17 protein-coding genes are annotated in these 17,370 nt (G+C 65.6%); 8 read left to right on the top strand and 9 right to left on the bottom strand.

Annotated features, from left to right (window positions below):
• The first annotated feature begins 137 nt into the window (after positions 1–137).
• Both Q0030_RS33315 and Q0030_RS33310 read left to right on the top strand, forming a co-directional pair.
• A complete protein-coding gene (locus Q0030_RS33315) occupies positions 138–1,259 on the top strand; it encodes a molybdopterin-binding protein (protein ID WP_298377063.1) in 1,122 nt (373 codons plus the stop codon).
• A gap of 9 nt (positions 1,260–1,268) precedes the next feature.
• Entirely contained in the window at positions 1,269–3,218 is a 1,950-nt protein-coding gene (locus tag Q0030_RS33310) for a molybdopterin biosynthesis protein (RefSeq protein ID WP_298377061.1), read from the top strand.
• Positions 3,219–3,498: 280 nt separating this feature from the next.
• Here Q0030_RS33310 and Q0030_RS33305 read toward each other — a convergent pair whose 3' ends face one another.
• Positions 3,499–3,810 (bottom strand): hypothetical protein, encoded by a 312-nt coding sequence (locus tag Q0030_RS33305; protein ID WP_298377058.1) that lies wholly within the window; start codon positions 3,808–3,810, stop codon positions 3,499–3,501.
• Between the two features lie 113 nt (positions 3,811–3,923).
• A complete protein-coding gene (locus tag Q0030_RS33300; RefSeq protein ID WP_298377056.1) occupies positions 3,924–6,485 on the bottom strand; it encodes a fused MFS/spermidine synthase in 2,562 nt (853 codons plus the stop codon).
• Between the two features lie 225 nt (positions 6,486–6,710).
• Between Q0030_RS33300 and mobB the strand changes: the two genes are divergently transcribed.
• The 4 genes from mobB (at position 6,711) to Q0030_RS33280 (ending at position 9,912) form a co-directional block, all read left to right on the top strand.
• Positions 6,711–7,238, top strand: coding sequence for a molybdopterin-guanine dinucleotide biosynthesis protein B (mobB, locus tag Q0030_RS33295; protein ID WP_298377055.1), 528 nt, complete (start codon positions 6,711–6,713; stop codon positions 7,236–7,238).
• A gap of 56 nt (positions 7,239–7,294) precedes the next feature.
• Positions 7,295–7,564, top strand: a complete 270-nt coding sequence (locus Q0030_RS33290; protein ID WP_298377052.1) for a sulfurtransferase TusA family protein — start codon at positions 7,295–7,297, stop codon at positions 7,562–7,564.
• A 324-nt stretch (positions 7,565–7,888) separates the two neighbouring features.
• Positions 7,889–9,544, top strand: coding sequence for an OFA family MFS transporter (locus tag Q0030_RS33285; RefSeq protein WP_298377050.1), 1,656 nt, complete (start codon positions 7,889–7,891; stop codon positions 9,542–9,544).
• Between the two features lie 89 nt (positions 9,545–9,633).
• A complete protein-coding gene (locus Q0030_RS33280; protein ID WP_298377047.1) occupies positions 9,634–9,912 on the top strand; it encodes a hypothetical protein in 279 nt (92 codons plus the stop codon).
• Between the two features lie 90 nt (positions 9,913–10,002).
• Here Q0030_RS33280 and lon read toward each other — a convergent pair whose 3' ends face one another.
• Both lon and Q0030_RS33270 read right to left on the bottom strand, forming a co-directional pair.
• Entirely contained in the window at positions 10,003–12,378 is a 2,376-nt protein-coding gene (gene lon / locus Q0030_RS33275) for an endopeptidase La (RefSeq protein ID WP_298377046.1), read from the bottom strand.
• An 11-nt stretch (positions 12,379–12,389) separates the two neighbouring features.
• Entirely contained in the window at positions 12,390–12,797 is a 408-nt protein-coding gene (locus Q0030_RS33270; protein ID WP_298377044.1) for an Hsp20/alpha crystallin family protein, read from the bottom strand.
• Positions 12,798–13,058: 261 nt separating this feature from the next.
• Between Q0030_RS33270 and Q0030_RS33265 the strand changes: the two genes are divergently transcribed.
• The gene (locus tag Q0030_RS33265; protein ID WP_298377042.1) at positions 13,059–13,334 is read left to right on the top strand and encodes a hypothetical protein; all 276 of its coding nucleotides are present in this window, start codon (positions 13,059–13,061) and stop codon (positions 13,332–13,334) included.
• 1 nt (position 13,335) lies between these two features.
• Complete coding sequence (locus tag Q0030_RS33260; RefSeq protein WP_298377040.1) at positions 13,336–13,527, top strand: hypothetical protein; 192 nt, start codon at positions 13,336–13,338, stop codon at positions 13,525–13,527.
• On the opposite strand, the gene Q0030_RS33255 is transcribed toward Q0030_RS33260, so the two are convergent.
• From Q0030_RS33255 to Q0030_RS33235, 5 genes are all read right to left on the bottom strand, one after another.
• A complete protein-coding gene (locus Q0030_RS33255) occupies positions 13,497–14,258 on the bottom strand; it encodes a slipin family protein (protein ID WP_298377037.1) in 762 nt (253 codons plus the stop codon). The genes Q0030_RS33260 and Q0030_RS33255 overlap by 31 nt on opposite strands.
• A complete protein-coding gene (locus Q0030_RS33250) occupies positions 14,255–15,652 on the bottom strand; it encodes a nodulation protein NfeD (protein WP_298377034.1) in 1,398 nt (465 codons plus the stop codon). The genes Q0030_RS33255 and Q0030_RS33250 overlap by 4 nt, the downstream gene beginning before the upstream one ends.
• 119 nt (positions 15,653–15,771) lie before the next feature.
• Positions 15,772–16,713 carry a 4-hydroxy-tetrahydrodipicolinate synthase gene (dapA, locus tag Q0030_RS33245; protein ID WP_298377031.1) on the bottom strand — a complete coding sequence of 314 codons (942 nt, stop codon included), beginning with the start codon at positions 16,711–16,713 and terminating at the stop codon, positions 15,772–15,774.
• An 8-nt stretch (positions 16,714–16,721) separates the two neighbouring features.
• Entirely contained in the window at positions 16,722–16,976 is a 255-nt protein-coding gene (locus Q0030_RS33240) for a hypothetical protein (protein ID WP_298377029.1), read from the bottom strand.
• A 116-nt stretch (positions 16,977–17,092) separates the two neighbouring features.
• Positions 17,093–17,368, bottom strand: a complete 276-nt coding sequence (locus Q0030_RS33235) for a hypothetical protein (RefSeq protein ID WP_298377026.1) — start codon at positions 17,366–17,368, stop codon at positions 17,093–17,095.
• Positions 17,369–17,370: the final 2 nt, after the last annotated feature.

Raw genomic sequence — 17,370 nt, 5'->3', positions numbered from 1 at the left:
GGCCTCCGGGACCCGGTCATATTGGTTTCTTTTGCAACTAGTTTGGGGTCCGCGTCAACGCGCCATCGGTCTAATGACGAAGGTCGGGACCGGCCCGAGGCGGTTTCCTTCGCGGCCGATTCAGTCCATAGCGGGCCATGGTCACCGCCCAGCGCCTTCCGGCTTCGCTCACCCCGCTCGATGCGGCGCTGGCCGCCGTGCTGCGCGACCTCGCGCCGGTCCAGCCGATCGAGCTGCCGCCGGCCGACGCCTTGCGCTGCGTTGCAGCCGAGATGCCGGCCCTGCGCGCATACCCGTTGCATGACATCGCCGTTGGTGACGGCTGGGCGATGCGCGCCAATGATCTGGTCGGTGCGTCCTCCTATGCGCCGCTGCCGCTGGCCGGACCGCCGGTCTGGGTGGCGGCCGGCGCGGCGATGCCCGACGGCACCGACTGCGTGGTCGATGCCGATGCCGTCGACACCTCCGGTCCGCTTCCGCAGGTGCTCGCCGAAGCCATCCCGGGGCAGGGCGTCCGGCGTGCCGGCAGCGACATCGCGGTTGGGCGTGCCGTGATCACGGCGGGAGAGCCGCTGCTGCCGCGCGGTCTGCTGCTCGCACGCGCGGCCGGACTGGACCTGTTGCGCGTCCGGCGGCCCCGGCTTCGCATCGTCAACATCTGCAACGGCCAGCTGACCGCGCAACTGATCGCCGACACCGCGCGCCTCGCGGGCGCTGAGATCGTCTATGCCGAGGCGGCGCCCGACGTGACGGCAATTGCAAACGCACTTGAGACCGCCGGCTGCGACCTGATCGTCGCGATCGGTGGCACCGGCGTTGGCCACACCGATGCGGCGGTGAATGCGCTGGCGAGGTGCGGCACGCTGATCGCGCACGGCATTGCGTTGCAGCCGGGGCGCACCGCAGCGGTCGGCCGGATCGACGCAACGCCGGTCGTCGCCTTGCCGGGCGCGCCGGATCAGGCTTTCGCAGCCTGGTGGGCGATTGCGCTTCCACTGCTCGACCGCCTGTCGGGCCGACGCCCGCGCAAATCGCTTGCCCTGCCGCTGGAACGCAAGATCGCCTCCGGCGTCGGCATAGCGGAGGTCGTGCTGCTGACGCGTCGGCAAGGCTCTCAGCAAGGTTTTTGGGCGGCGCTTGCGATCGGGGACCTGTCGCTCGATGCCATCGCGCGTGCCGAAGGCCTGCTGATCGTGCCCGGCGCCGCGGAGGGCTTCGCTGCGGGCACGGTTGTCGATGCCTATATGTTGCGGGAGTGAGTTCCCGAAATGACCAATATTTTCACGCCGAAACCCAGCCCATCCGTCGAGCAGGACCAGTTCCTGACCATCCTGTCGCGCGAGGAGGCGATCTCGCGCTTCGAGGCGGCGCTGTTCCCGCGCCAATTGCCATCCGAGACGCGGCTGCTCGCTGACGCGCTCGGCCGCGCGCTGGCGGAGGACGTGGTGGCGCCGATCGACGTGCCGCCGTTCGATCGCTCCAATGTCGACGGCTTTGCCGTGCGCTCCGCCGATCTCGCAAGCGCAGGCGAGAGCGCGGCGGTGCAACTCGCGCTGAACGACGAGACCATTTCGTGCGGCACCGCGCCGACCCGGCCGGTGCTCCCGGGCACCGCGACTGCGATTGCGACCGGCGGTCCGGTGCCGCGCGGTGCGGATGCGATCGTGATGGTCGAGCACACCCAACCCGCTGGCAATGGTGCCATCGAGGTCCGGCGCGCGGTGTCGCCGGGGCAGTTCGTGTCCTATGCCGGCTCCGACATCGCGCGCGGCGAGGCGCTGTTGCGCGCGGGCACGATCATTGGCTCGCGCGAGATCGGTATGCTCGCGGCCTGCGGCATCGCCGAAGTCGTCGTGACGTGCCGGCCGCGCGTCGCGATCCTCTCGACCGGCGACGAACTGGTGCAGCCCGGTGAGACGCTGCGGCCGGCCGCGATCTACGACACCAATGGCGCGATCGTCACCGCGGCGATTGCCGAGAACGGCGGTGACGCAGCGTTCCTTGGCGCGATCGCGGACGATGAGGCGATGCTCGAAGCCGCGATGCGCAAGGCGCTGGCGGACAGCGACATGCTGGTGCTGTCGGGCGGCACTTCCAAGGGCGCGGGCGACGTCTCGCACCGGATCATCGGCAGGCTCGGCAAGCCCGGCATCATCGCGCATGGCGTGGCGCTGAAGCCGGGCAAGCCGCTGTGCCTTGCGGTCTGCGACGGCAAGCCGGTAATCATCCTGCCGGGCTTTCCGACCTCGGCGATGTTCACCTTCCACGACATGATTGTGCCGGTGCTGCGGCGAATGGCCGGCCTGCCGCCGCGGCCGGATGCCAAGGTGGCGGCGAAGGTGCCGGTGCGGATCGCCTCCGAGCTCGGGCGTACCGAGTTCGTGATGGTGTCGCTGGTCGAAGGCGCCGACGGCCTGATCGCCTATCCCAGCGGCAAGGGCTCGGGGGCGATCACTTCGTTCGCGCAGGCCGACGGCTTCCTGAAGATCGAGGCGCTTGCCGACCAGCTGCCGGCCGGCAGCGACGCCGAGGTGACGCTGTTCACGCCGCATGTGCGGGTGCCTGATCTGGTCATCGTCGGCAGCCATTGTACCGGGCTCGATCTCGTCACCGCACCGCTGGCGCAGGCCGGCCTTGTGGTGCGTTCGATCGCGGTCGGCAGTCTCGGTGGGCTGGCCGCCGCCAAGCGCGGCGAATGCGATCTCGCTCCGATCCATCTGTTCGACGACAAGACCGAGACCTACAACACGCCGTATCTGGCCGATGGCCTCGAGCTCGTGCCGGGCTGGCGGCGCATGCAGGGCATCGTGTTCCGCAAGGACGATACACGTTTTGCCGGCTTGAGCGCAGAAGAGGCGGTTCGCGCCGCGCTGGCGGATCCCGCCTGCATCATGGTCAATCGCAACCAGGGCGCCGGCACGCGCATCCTGATCGATCGCCTGCTGGCGGGCGGCCGGCCCGACGGCTACTGGAATCAGCCGCGCTCGCACAACGCGGTTGCAGCCGCGGTGGCGCAGCATCGCGCGGACTGGGGCATGACCATCGCGCCGGTCGCCCGTGCGTCCGGGCTCGGTTTCATTCCGCTTGCCGAAGAGCACTACGACTTCGCGCTGGTCACAGTGCGCAAGCAGCGGCCTGCGGTGCAGGCATTTCTCGACGCGCTGGCATCGGATGAGCGACGGGCTGCATTGACAGCGGCGGGGTTCAGGCCGGCGTAGGCGATCCACGACATTCACCGCCGTCGTCCTGGCGAAAGCCAGGACCCATAACCACAGGTTCGTGTTGTTGAAGAGGGCTGTGGCCCCAGCGTCGCGCACCAATTGAGATTTGGGGTAATGGGTCCTGGCTTTCGCCAGGACGACGGTGAACGTGTGGTATTGCCCACCTCAATCATCGTCCCTGCGAAAGCAGGGACTCATAACCACAAGGTGTTGTTGCTGAAGAGAGTTGCCCGTCGGGTTGTTTTGCCGCACGTCTCGGCGCGGTGGCGGATCCAGCTCAGTGCCGCATGGCCATCTCGACGAACTCCAGCACGGAGCGCGGGATCTCATCGTATTCGACGAAACGGCGCCGCAGCTCGTCGGCAATATCGGTCGTGACGTCGCGCGACCATCCTTCGCTGGTATTGAAGGCTATGATGCGGACCGGATGGCTGTACTGGTCATCGAGGAGGCGACGGATCAGCGTCTTCCGGTCGGTGCCTTCCTCGTCGGTCTCGCACCAGGCGCGGCCGAGCCGGCCGAAATCGTTCAGCACCAGATAGGTGTCGTGGTCGATTTGGTGCGGCACGATCGAAGGCGAGCGAGGCATAGGTGGTGCTCCGGTACGCCACAATATCGTGTTCCGGTCGACCGGTGCATTGGAAACTTCGAGGTATATCCGCTGGATAGTCTCCGAAGGCGATCCTCCAGGAGGTTGCCCGATCACTCGCGCAGCTTGCGGTCCAGGAAGCCGACGTAGGAGTTATCCGGATCCAGTTTGACGGCCAGGCGAAGCGCGGCGCGGGCCGCGGACTTGTCGCCCTCAGCCGTGGCCTGGTGCTCATCCAGAATCGCATTGGCCACCGTGCGCGCGGTGTCGAGACGGGCCTCGTCGATGGATTTGTCGGCAAGATAAGTTTCGACGGGCTCGCGGAGGCGCTTCAGTTCGTCCACGCTGACCGAACTGAGCGGATACCAGTTGTAATATTCGAGGCGCGGCCGATCATCCGTGAGGCTAGGCACATCCTTGACAAAGGCCGCGAGCTTTTCATCAGCGGCGATGAACGTCGCCAGGAAATCCTCGGGCGAGCGCAGGCCGTTGGCTGTCAGGTCTTCAGCCACCCCCGGCTTCGACATGCGCGTGGCGAGCACGCGAGGATCGATTGTCAGCGGTTCATCGGAGGCGATGGCCACGCCTTCCATTCTGGACGGCAGCCACAGGGAGACGTGCTTGAACTGGCCCATCATGGCCTTGAGGATCATCTTCGGAAGAATGCCGCGGTTGAAATCCAGCGGCACCCACTGCGCGAGAACGGCGCCGGGGCGCATCTTCTGCTTTGCCAGCGCATAGAATTCCTCTGTGTAGAGGTTGATGACGCCGGCGTCATGGGGCGGCGGGGGCTCGAGGGTGATGACGTCGAATGTCTCGTTGGTTCCCAGCAGGAAGTGGCGCCCGTCCGCGACGATCTGATGGACCTTGGGATTTTGATAGAACTGCTTGTTGATCGGCACGAAGTGGGGCGCAAACTCGAAAACCGTCGGAGCCAGATCGACCGCGTCGATGGATTTTAGTTCCTGATGGGTGCTGACCGCACCCACCGTGGTTCCGGTCCCGATGCAAATCACAACAGCCGTTTCAACCGGGCCCGGGTGCAGCAGAATGGGATAGTGCCCCATCGCGGCCATGTAGCGTCGGCCCTCGGGACGGTTGTTGGCATAGCTCTTCGAATTCACCACCAGCTGCTGATAGGTGCCCGCCGCCTTCTCGCGATACTCGACCACCGCAAATGTTGCTTGTTTGGTTTCGCGCAGTTCGAGGACATTGCCGCCTTCGATCGCGGTCAGGACCCGTTCCAGATAATGTGGGGTGAAGAGCAGGAGCGCTGCGGTGATGATGCTTGCTGCGACTGCCCCTTGCCGCCACAGGCTGCTTTCTTTCACAAGACCCGGTTGCGATACGGTGGTCGCGACAAAGAGCAGCACGTTCAGAACAATCAGGGCGGTGAGCGCCCCTTGGCTGCCCAGATAGGGGATCAGAAGAAACCCTGCCGACAGGGAGCCCACCACGCCGCCAATCGTGTTCAAGGCGTAGAGCGTGCCGATCCGGCTGCCCAGTGCGCTCATCTGCATCACGGTCAATTCGCTGGCCAGGGGAAAGCTGATGCCGATAAGCGTGGTCGGCAACAACAGGGCAACGGCACAGATCAGGAAGAATGAAACGTCACCTCCCAAGAGCGCCTGCGCCGGGACTGGAACTAGGCCCGATACGATGGGAGACAGCGCTGCTTCCACCGTGCGCGCCTTGCCGAGTATTCCGACGGTCAGCGTGGCCGCAACCGCGATGAGCAGCTGCGTGACGGCGAAGTATCGCAGCAGTTGATCCTTGCGCGGTGCGAGCAGCCTCGCGCAGATCAGGGCGCCGATCACCAAGCCCAGCAGGTAAACGCCGAGCATGCCGGAGAAGGCGTAAACACTCGAGGTGCTGACATTGGTCAGGAAGCGGAACCAGACGACTTCATAGGCGATGGACACGAATCCGGAGCACGCGAAGATCGCGATGAGCATGGACGTCCCGCGATGCCCCGGTCCGGCGGTTTGCGCCGGCGCTTCCGCGGCGACCGGCGACAGGGGGCTTGCGCCGCGCGCGAGGAGCAGGGCCACGCCGCTGACGCAGACATACAGGCCTGCCGCGACGAGGCCCGATCCTGTGATCCCCCAGACGCCCATCAGGACAAAGCCGACGGCCAGGGTGCCGATCGCGGCGCCCAGGGTGTTGAACCCGTAGAGCAGGCCGATGCGATTGGCGAGATCGGTTTGCGTGCGGGTCAGGAATTTCACGAGGAAGGGCAGGGTCGCGCCCATCAGCATCGTCGGCAGCGACAGGATGGCGAGCGACAGCGCGACCATGAGCGGCAACCGGAGTGGAGACTCGAGGTCCAGCATGGGCGACAGCCAGCCCACCCATGTCGACCAATGCGACAGGAACGCGGTCACCGCCAGGGAAACGACCGCGAGCGCGAGTTCGAGAAAGCCATAGATTCTCAGGGGGCGGCTGACGGTGTCGGCGATCCGGCCCCCGAAAGCGCTGCCCAGGGAGAGCCCGAAAAAGAAGCTCGCCACCGTAACGCTTACGGAGACGGTCGCGCTTCCCAGCACGAATTGCAGTTGCTTGAACCAGAGAACCTGGAGGATCAGGGATGCCGCGCCCGATGCCAGAAAGATCGCGGTGACCAGAACCCTGTTCTTCAGGCTTATGGCGTCTCGAACACCATCACGATTGGGCACTGGACAGGCCTCCCATTGATCGGGAGAACTGGTACGGCAAATGCCGTTAATATTGCCCTTATGGGCGGTCTGCTCGCATTTGCACTGCTGCAGCTGGTCCAGGAGCTTCCTAAGGCGATCCTCCCGGGAGCCTGATCGATCGCCATCCGCTGGCGGGGCTGGCATGACATTGCGTCAAGGCTGATATAAGCAGCATTGGACGTTATATGTCTGCGGAGATTGCGTATGAAAGTGATAGGCCTCGCGGGCTGGAGCGGAGCCGGCAAGACCACCCTGCTGTCGCGGGTGATCCCCTATCTGCTTGGCCGGGCCTTGCGCGTCTCCGTGATCAAGCACGCCCATCACGAATTCGATGTCGACGTTCCCGGCAAGGACTCCTGGGTGCACCGGCAGGCCGGCGCGACCGAGGTGCTGGTGTCCTCGACCCGGCGCTGGGCGCTGATGCACGAACTGCGCGGCGCGAGCGAGCCGCGGCTGCCGGAACTGCTCGCCAAGATGGCGCAAGTCGATCTGGTCGTGGTCGAGGGATTCAAGCGCGAGCCGGTCAACAAGATCGAGGTGTATCGCGCCGCCAACGGCAAGCCGCTGCTGTTTCCGGACGACCCGCGCGTGGTCGGGATCGCCAGCGACGTCGCGGTCGAAACCAGGCTGCCGGTCGCGCATCTCGACGACATCGAGGACGTCGCCGAATTGATGCTGCGCTCCGCTATTCCGGTCGACGATGTGCTCGCTTCGGCCGCGGCGGAAAGCTGACAGGGTGAGAAGGTGCCGCCGTTGACGATGCATGACGGCTTCGCCATGGTCGAACCATGACCACGATGAAGCTCGATCTCACCGGCCTGAAATGCCCGCTGCCTGCGCTGAAGACGCGCAAGGCGCTGAAGAGCGTGACGGCGGGAGATTTCCTCGAAGTGCACTGCACCGATCCGCTTTCGGTGATCGATATCCCGGCCCTCATCCAGGAGACCGGCGACAAGGTCGAGATCACCGAACGAAGCGATACCCGGATCATTTTCCTGATCGAAAAGGCGAATGGAACGATAGACAATTCAAATGCTGCAGCGCCGCGTACGCGCTAGATCTGGCTAGATATCTACCTTTTGCCAATCGACACCTATTTTCCATTCTGCGCGAATTGATAATCTCCGCAGGGTTGCGAAGACGAGCTGTGGACCCGGATTGGGCACAGCGACGGACGACGGCCGGCCTGCGTCCAGATCACGGGCTGTACTGCTGGGCATATCCGGTCGTATTGGGGGTTAGCATTTGCGGAATGCGCGTGGTTGGTCCCGGCGCATCGAGGAAATGTGCGGAGCAGTCGCCTGACGGTGGCCGCAAAGGGTTGAGACGGGATCGAAGACGCAGATGCGCCTGACGTAACGGCGGCTGCAGGGGAGGAGTCAATGACCACAATGAGCAGCGCCGGACGCGTATCCGCGGCAGGTGCAGGTTTCCTCGACAAGGACCACACGATCGCGACCGCCGGCTTCAACCGCTGGCTGGTGCCGCCGGCGGCGCTGTGCATCCATCTGTGCATCGGCATGGCCTATGGCTTCTCGGTGTTCTGGCTGCCGCTGTCGCGCGCGATCGGCCTGACTGCGCCGAAAGCCTGCCCGGACATTTCGCTGGTCCAGGAATTGTTCACGACCACTTGCGACTGGAAGGTCGCGAGCCTCGGGTGGATGTATACGCTTTTCTTCGTGCTGCTCGGCGTCTCAGCCGCGATCTGGGGCGGCTGGCTTGAGAAGGTCGGTCCGCGCAAGGCCGGCTTCGTCGCGGCGCTGTGCTGGGCCGGAGGCCTCGTGATCGGCGCGCTGGGCGTCTACACGCATCAGCTCTGGCTGATGTGGCTTGGATCCGGCGTGATCGGCGGTGTCGGCCTCGGCCTCGGTTACATCTCACCGGTGTCGACGCTGGTGAAATGGTTCCCCGATCGTCGCGGCATGGCGACCGGCATGGCGATCATGGGCTTCGGCGGCGGCGCGATGATCGGCGCCCCGCTGGCCGACAAGCTGATGAACTATTTCAAGACCCCGACCTCGGTCGGCGTCTGGGAAACCTTCCTCGCCATGGGCGCGATCTATTTCGTGTTCATGATGATTGGTGCCTTCCGCTATCGCATTCCGCCGGCCGGCTGGCAGCCCGAGGGCTGGACACCGCCGGCCAAGGCCAACGCGATGATCTCGACCAAGAACGTCCATCTGAAGGATGCGCACAAGACGCCGCAGTTCTGGCTGATCTGGGGGGTACTCTGCCTCAACGTGTCGGCCGGCATTGGCGTGATCGGCATGGCCTCGCCGATGCTGCAAGAGATCTTTGCGGGCAAGCTGATCGGCCTGCCCAATGTCGGCTTCAACGCGCTCGATGCTGGACAGAAGGCGCAGATCGCGGCGATCGCCGCCGGCTTTGCCGGATTGCTGTCGCTGTTCAACATCGGCGGCCGTTTCTTCTGGGCGTCGCTGTCGGACAAGATCGGCCGCAAGAACACATACTACACGTTCTTCATCCTCGGCATCGCGCTCTACGCGCTGGCGCCGACCTTTGCCGCGATGGGCTCGAAGCTCCTGTTTGTGCTCGGCTTCGGCATCATCCTGTCGATGTATGGCGGCGGCTTCGCCACCGTGCCGGCCTATCTGGCCGACATGTTCGGCACCCAGTTCGTCGGCGCGATCCATGGCCGCCTGCTGACGGCGTGGTCGACCGCCGGCATCATCGGCCCGGTCGTGGTGAACTACATCCGTGAATTCCAGCTTGCCGCCGGCGTGCCGCGCGACCAGCTCTACAACACGACGATGTACATCCTGTGCGCCATGCTGATCGCGGGACTGATCTGCAACTACCTGATCAAGCCGGTCGATTCGAAGTGGCACATGAGCGACGCCGAGGTCGCCAAGCTGCAGGATGCGAGCGCCAGCGCCGCTGCGGCCGGACCGCACGGTTCCTACGGGATCGGGTTTGGCGGGCTCGACGCCAAGGCGGCCCTGTTCTGGCTGTTCGTCGGCATTCCGCTGGCCTGGGGCATCTACATGACGCTGCTCAGCGCGGTCAAAATCCTCTGATCGCGACCATCATCGCCGCGGGCCGCCGATTCCCGGCGCCCGCGGTATTCGCTCTATTTCATGAACAGAAATCGGATTGGGGGATTTCAATGTTTCGCACCCGGATTTGCCTTGCCGCCGCGCTGCTCGCCCTCGGGCTTCATGCCGCGTCGGCCCAGACCGCGGCGCCGGCAACACCAGCACCGGCGGCCACCACCACCGCCAAGCCGTCGAAGATCAAGCTCACGATGGAGAAATTGAAGGCCATGAAGGAGCAGTGGCGCGCCAACAAGCCCAAGCTCAAGGCCTGCCGCAAAGAGGTGAAGCAGAAGGGCCTGACCGGCGACGACCGCTGGTTCTATATCTCGGACTGCATGGCCAAGAGCTGAGAAAACCTGAGAATCGGCCGCTCCGGAATGCGCTGGGTTCAAGGGGCGTGACAGCGGTCGCTGCACGCCCCTTTTGCTATTGGGAAGCGGTCACTCCGCGGCGGCGGGCGTCGCCTTGGCGGGCTCCAGCGCTGCGGCGATCGCCTCGTCGACGCGTTCGAGCCAGATGAACTCCAGCTTGGCGCGGGCGCCGGCGGGGATGTCGTCGTAGTCGCGCTTGTTGCGCGCCGGCAGCATCACCCGCGTCAGGCCGGCGGCCGCAGCGGCGACCACCTTCTCCTTGATGCCGCCGACCGGCAGCACGAGGCCGCGCAGCGAGATCTCGCCGGTCATCGCGGTGTCGCTGCGCACGGTGCGATCGGTCAGGAGCGAGGTGAGGGCGGTGAACATCGCGACACCCGCGCTCGGGCCGTCCTTGGGCGTGGCGCCGGCCGGAACGTGGACGTGGATGTCGCTCTTCTCGAACACGGCGGGATCGATGCCGAGCTGGGACGCGCGGCTCTTCACCAGCGTCAGCGCGGCCTGCACGCTCTCGCGCATCACGTCGCCGAGCTGTCCGGTGATCATCAGCGCGCCGCGGCCCGGCGTGCGCGAGGCCTCGATGAACAGGATGTCGCCGCCGACCGGCGTCCAGGCAAGCCCAGTGGCAACGCCGGGAATGCTGGTGCGCATCGCGATCTCGTTCTCGAACCTGGGCTGGCCGAGCAGCGAGACGATGTCCTTCGGTGCGATGGTGACATGGCTGGTGCTGCCATCGGCGATCTGCACCGCGACGTTGCGCAGCACCTTGCCGATCTCACGCTCGAGATTGCGGACGCCGGCCTCGCGGGTGTAGCTCTTGATGATCAGCCGCAGCGCGTCCGGCTCGATCTCGACCTGCTCGGCCTTGATCCCGTTGGCCTCGAGCTGGCGCCGCACCAGATAGCGCTTGGCAATCTCGAGCTTCTCGTCCTCGGTGTAGCCGGCGAGGCTGATCAGCTCCATGCGGTCGAGCAGCGGGCCGGGGACGCCGTCGAGCATGTTGGCGGTGGCGATGAAGACGACGCGCGAGAGGTCGAACGGCACGCCGAGGTAATTGTCGCGGAAGGTCGAGTTCTGCTCGGGGTCGAGCACTTCGAGCATCGCGGCCGACGGATCGCCCTGGATGCCGCGGCCCATCTTGTCGATCTCGTCCAGCATCATCACGCAATTGCGCGCGCCGGCCTTCTTGATCGCCTGGATGATGTTGCCGGGCAGCGCGCCGATATAGGTGCGGCGATGGCCGCGGATCTCGGCCTCGTCATGCACACCGCCGAGCGAGACACGAACGAACGGGCGCGACATCGCGCGGGCGATCGATTGCCCGAGCGAGGTCTTGCCGACGCCGGGCGGCCCGAGGAAGCAGAGGATCGGCGCCTTGCCGCCGGGCGCGAGCTTGCGCACCGCGAGATATTCGATGATGCGGCTCTTGATCTTCTCGAGGCCGTAATGGTCCTGGTCGAGGATCTTGCGCGCCTCGGCGATGTCGATCGGCTTCTCCTCCGGCAGGCTCCAGGGCAGGTCGATCAGCCAGTCGAGATAGCTGCGCACCATGCCGGACTCGGCGGCCGCCTCCGGCATCCGCTCGTAGCGGCGCAATTCCTTCTGCGCCTGGCTCTCGGCCTCCGGCGGCATCTTGGCATCCGCAATCGCCTTGGTCAGCTCGGTAACCTCGGCAGCCTTGCCGTCGCCTTCGCCGAGCTGGCGCTGGATGGTCGCCATCTGCTCGCGCAGGATCGCCTCGCGCTGCCGCTCGTCGAACACCGCCTTGGTCTTCTGCCCGATCTCCTGGCTCAGCCGCAGCACCTCGATGCGCTCGGCGAGATGCCGCGACACCTTGTCCATCCGCGCCACGAGATCGACGGTCTCGAGGATGTCCTGCTTCTCCGCCGGCTTGATGTCCATGTAGGAGGTCGCGAGGTCGGCGAGCGTCGCCGGCGACGTCGTGCCCTGCAGCGCGGCGATCAGTTCGGGCGGCGTCTGCGGCAGCAATTGCGCGGCCTCCAGCGCCTGGCGTTGCAGATTGAGGAAGCGCGCCTCGATCTCCGGCGAGGTGGTGGTCGGCTCGGGGATCTGCAACACACGCGCGGCGAGGAACGGCGTGCCGGGCAGATAGTCGAGCACGCGCATGCGCTGCACGCCCTGGCAGACCAGGTGATGGCTGTCGTCGGCGCCGGTGATGTAGCGCACGATGTTGGCGATGGTGCCGACACGGTAGAGCCCGTCGGGTCCGGGGTCGTTGGCCTCGGGATCACGCTGCAGCAGGATGCCGATCGGCCGCTGCTCGCGCACCGCCTGCTGCGCCGCGGCAATCGAGGTCGCGCGCGCAATCGTGATCGGGATGATGACGTCCGGAAACAGCACGGTGTTGCGCACCGGGACGATGATCGTTGCGTCGCTCGGGATCGGCGCCGAGCTCGCCAGATTTGAGATGTCGGATGCGGCCATGTCGAAATCCCTCAGCTCGATTTTCCGAGCCGCAGGCCGACGCAGCCATGCGCGGCAAAGCGGCTGATGGTGTAGCGCCCGGTCGGCAGCGTGATGCGGCGCTCGAAGCGGCCTTGCGGCAGCTCGAGGCGCAGGATGCGGGCGTTGCGCAGCTCAGCGGGCAGGGTGCGGCGGCCGGAAATCACCAGCGTGCCGCCGTCGAGCGCGGCCTCGACCTCGTCGGGGTCGACCCCCGGCAGCGCGACCAGGATCAGGATTTCCTCCTCGGTCTCGATCACGTCCATCGGCGGTTCCCAGCTCGGCTCGCTGCCGCCCCCGCGCGGGTGCAAATTGAGGAAGCTCTGGTGCAACCGTTCGGCGCGGGCGAGCGCCTCGATCGCATCCGTCAGCATCCAGTTGATCTGATCCTTGGGCCGCATGGGAAGTCTCCACGTCGTATTGGCAGGCGAGGTTACCGGTCTTGCTGCCGACCGTAAACCGGCCCCTCGCGCCGCCGATCGAGGCTAAAAATGTCCGAAATCTCGCGATTTGCGGCATGGCCGCGATCCGCCCGGCGCGTCCGGCCGCTTATGCCGCGGCTATGTGACAGGGTTGCCGGCCCTCTCGAATTCCTACGGCCTTCCCAGCATCTTTGCCGTGACGCGGTGCGCTCGCGCGCGCCGCCGACTGGAAGGTGGGACATGACCTTGCTCCATTACCACGATGCCCGGCCGCATGGTTCGGCCGGCGCCATGCCGGCGACGCTGCGGCGGACGATCCGGCGGATCGGGCTCGCTTTCAGAACCATCCACCGCGCCATCGCCGCCGCCAAGATCCATCGGCTGCGCAACGAGCTGCTGCTGCATCGCGGCCATGAGGATTGGGCGCGCACCCATCTCCATGTCGGCCTGCTCGGCGGCGATGCCGAGAAATATCCGCGCCCGCCGGTCGTGCTCGGCGAGAAGTGGGACTACTGAGATGCGCGCGGCTTCATTGATCGCTGCCCTGCTGCGTCGCGCCGCGGAGGGCATGCTCAAATTCCTCGCCTGGATCGGCGAGGAGCCGATCAGCGGCTACCGGCCCGAGGCGCATTACATGCGCGGCCCGGGACCGGCGTGGCGGGCCAAGCATCAGCCGGGTCAGGTGGCTTCGCTTCGCCGCGTCAGGTGATCGAGCAGATTCATCGGGAGCGGGAAGACCACGGTCGATGAGCGTTCGCCGGCGATGTCATGCAGCGCGGCGAAATAGCGGAGCTGCATCGCCTGCGGCTCCTGGGCGAGGATCCGGCCGGCCTCGACGAGCTTCTCGGCGGCCTGCTGCTCGCCCATCGCATTGATCACCTTGGCGCGCCGCAACCGTTCCGCCTCGGCCTGCTTGGCGATCGCCCGCACCATGGTCTCGTTGATATCGATATCCTTGATCTCGACCGCGGTGACCTTGATGCCCCAGACGTCGGTCTGCTTGTCGAGGGTCTCCTGGATATCGGCGTTCAACTTGTCGCGTTCCGCCAGCATCTCGTCGAGCTCGTGCTTGCCGAGCACCGAGCGCAGCGTGGTCTGGGCAAGCTGGCTGGTCGCAGCCATGTAGTCGCCGACCTTGATGATGGCGCGCTCGGGATCGACGATGCGGAAGTAGAGGACGGCGTTGACCTTGACCGAGACGTTGTCGCGGGAAATCACGTCCTGCGGCGGCACCACCTGCACCATCACCCTGAGATCGACCTTCACGAGCTGCTGCACCACCGGAATCAGGATGATGAGCCCCGGGCCCTTCACCCCGGTAAAGCGGCCGAGCGTGAAGATGACGCCGCGCTCGTATTCGCGCAGGACGCGCACGGCCTGGGTCAGGAAGATAATGACAAGCAGTACGACCGCCGCATAGGTGAAATAATCAAGCATCATGCTGTACCTCCTTCGCCGGCGGAAGCCGGCGCACGCCGCACCACCAGCGTCAAATCGACGATGTTGGCCACCTCGACCGTCTCTCCGGTCTTGAACGCCTCGGTGCCACGCGCCTGCCAGCGTTCTCCATTGGTGAAGACGTGACCCGTGGTCTCGGACCAGTCGAGCACCTCGGCCGGTAGCCCGCGCATGGCTTGCGCACCTGTCCGCAGCGGACCGTTGCGCGCGCGGCGCAGTGCCCCGAGCACGACCAGGATGAGGCCAGCAAACATCGCCGCCACGATGCCGACCAGCGGCCATGACAGCCGATATCCGGGCGCCTCGATCCGAAACAGCATGGCGGCTCCGAGGACAAAGGCAACTATTCCTCCGAGGCCGATCACGACGGTCGGGTTGAAGGCTTCGATCGCGAGCAGCGCCATCCCGACCAGCATCAGGGCGAAGCCGGCGTAGTTGATCGGCAGCATGTTGAGCGCGTAGAGCCCGAGCAGCAGGCAGATCGTGCCGACAACTCCGGGCGCCACGGCGCCGGGGGACATGAATTCGAAGATCAGGCCGTAGACGCCGACCATCAGGAGAACGAATGCGATGTTGGGGTCGGTGATCACCGCAAGCACGCGCGAGATCCAGGTCGGATCGATGGCTTCGATCACGGCGTCCTTCGTCGCCAGGCGTTGGGTCTTGCCGCCGGCGAGCTCCACCGTCCGGCCGTCGATTTGCCTGAGCAGGTCGGTCGGATCATGCGCGGTGAACTCGATGACATGGGCCTGCAACGCGGCGCTGGTGGAGAGGGTGGCGGCATCGCGGACCGCCTTCTCGGCCCAGTCGGCATTGCGGCCACGCAGTTCGGCGAGGCTGCGGATGAAGGCAACGGCATCGTTCGTCACCTTCGCCGTCATGGTATCTTTGGCCGTGGACGGGTTGCCGCCGTCCTTCTGGTCCTTGCCGTCCTTGTCCGGGGTGCTGCCAGGCAGACCCGGCATCGGGCCACCGATCTGCACCGGCGTCGCGGCGCCGATATTGGTGCCGGGCGCCATCGCCGCGAGATGGGTCGCATAGAGAATGTAGGTCCCGGCGCTCGCGGCATGGGCGCCGGAGGGCGCAACATAGCCGACGACGGGAACGGGCGAGGCCAGCACGTCGGTGATGATCTCGCGCATGCTGGTGCTGAGACCGCCCGGCGTATTCAGGCGCAGAATGACGATCTCGGCGTGCCGCTCGGCGGCCTTCGCCAGGCCATCCTTGACGTAGCTGGCCGATGCCGGCCCGATCGCGCCATCGATTGAAATGGTCAGGGCAAGACGGTTGTTGTCCGCGGCCGTACCGGGACCAATGGAAACAACCAGAGCGACCAGGGCGATCGCCACAACGAGAGCCGCCTTGAAGGTCTGCACGGCAAGCACTCCCTTGCCGTGGATATGGGGCGCCGTTCCGGAACCTCAATATGGCGCGGTGTCACCGACGCCGTGCGCAGGTCCCATTGTGCATTGCGATGGCCTGCGTTGCGGCATGCTCAGTGCGCGACGGCCAGATATTCGTCGGCGATTTCAGTCATCGCCTGCGCGATCTCGGCCTTCGCCGGTCCGTTGAGCTGAACGATCGGCAGCCGCGTCGCCGGCTGCATGAACCCCAACAGCGCCAGTACGAATTTCAGGGCGGCGGGGTGCTCGCGCTCGAGCAGCGTCGCGAGCGGGACCAGCCGCCGATGCAGCTCGCGCGCCTGATACAGGCGGCCCTCACGCAGATGCCGGGCCACCGCCACGCACAAATCGGGCGCGACGTTCGAGACCGACGAGATGCAGCCGTCACCGCCGGCGGCCATATAGGCGAGCGACACGGTGTCGTCGCCGGTCAGCATCCGGAATGTTGCCGGCAGGCGTGGACGCAGGCGCCTGAGGCGGGCGACATCGCTGCTGCCATCTCGCAGTCCAATGATGCGCGGCGATGCTGCGAGCTCAACGAGCGTCTCGTCCGCGAGGCCTTTCACCGTCCGCGCGGGAATATCGTGCAGGATCACGGGCAATGTCGTGGCCGCGGCGACGGCGCGGAAATGCGCCGCCATGCCCCGCGGCATCGGCTTGTTGTAATACGGCACGACCGAGATGATGGCATCGGCGCCGGCCGCTTCCGCCGCGCGCGTGAACGTAACGGCGCGATCCGTCGCGTTCGACCCGGCGCCGGCGATGATGCGGACCCGCTTGCGCGCGACGTGGGCTGCGATGTGAACCAGCTGCGCGCGCTCGGATGGCTCGAGCGTCGAGCTTTCACCTGCGGTCTCGCCGACCACCAGCGCCGAAGCGCCGGCCGCGATCTGACGCTCGCACAGCCGGCCGAACGCATCAGTGTCGATCTCGTCCAGGTGGCTGAAGGGGGTCGGAAGATCGGGGATGAAGCCCGACAGCCATGCCGCCGAATCCGCCTTCGCAGCCGTTTCCAAAGTGACTTTCGCAGTCATGGGGTGGCTCAGGCCACGCGGCTTGCGGGGAGGGGCGCGGTCTCGCCGCGCATATCGAGCTCGAGCTCGCGCGACAGCTCGACGATCATTTCGGGGTGCTGGCCGTTCTCGAACAGCGCGTATTTGACGGCCTGGGCGCGGTTGACGAACAGGCCGCCATAGAGGCCGTTCTGCTGCTGGGCGACCCACTGGCCGCGCTGGTTGCGGCCGATGAAGACAATGGTGGACGCTGCGCTACACGAGGGAGGTTCGACGAGTTTCACGATTGCAGTCCTTAAGATGGAAGTCACGCGTTCAATGTCTGTCTTGCCGGATATGAAATCGAGCGCGGCGGACGGCCGACTTCATAGGAGCGGCATAGGATTTTTCAGGGATGATTTCAGATGTGCTGGACGATGCCGGTCCCGAGCGCACACAGCGCGACGTAGGCGGTCATCTCGTCCCAGTGATTGAGATTTGCGGCGAACGGCATCTCGCGTTTGGCGATCCCGACGAACGCGCAGATCACGGCCGACATCCACAATAGCGTGACGAGGCCCCTGCCAAAGCCTGCGCCGGCGAACATGGCAAAGCCGATCATGATGGCAAGCCGGAAACCGAACCGGACCATGACCTGGACCGACTGCAGCTGCTGCGGCAGTTGTTTCGCGTTCACGA

Origin of the sequence: uncultured Bradyrhizobium sp., assembly GCF_947648125.1 — a bacterium.
Taxonomy (GTDB): Bacteria; Pseudomonadota; Alphaproteobacteria; order Rhizobiales; family Xanthobacteraceae; genus Bradyrhizobium.
The sequence above is the reverse complement of the archived record's forward strand: the minus strand, read 5'-3'. Positions and strand labels throughout refer to the sequence as shown.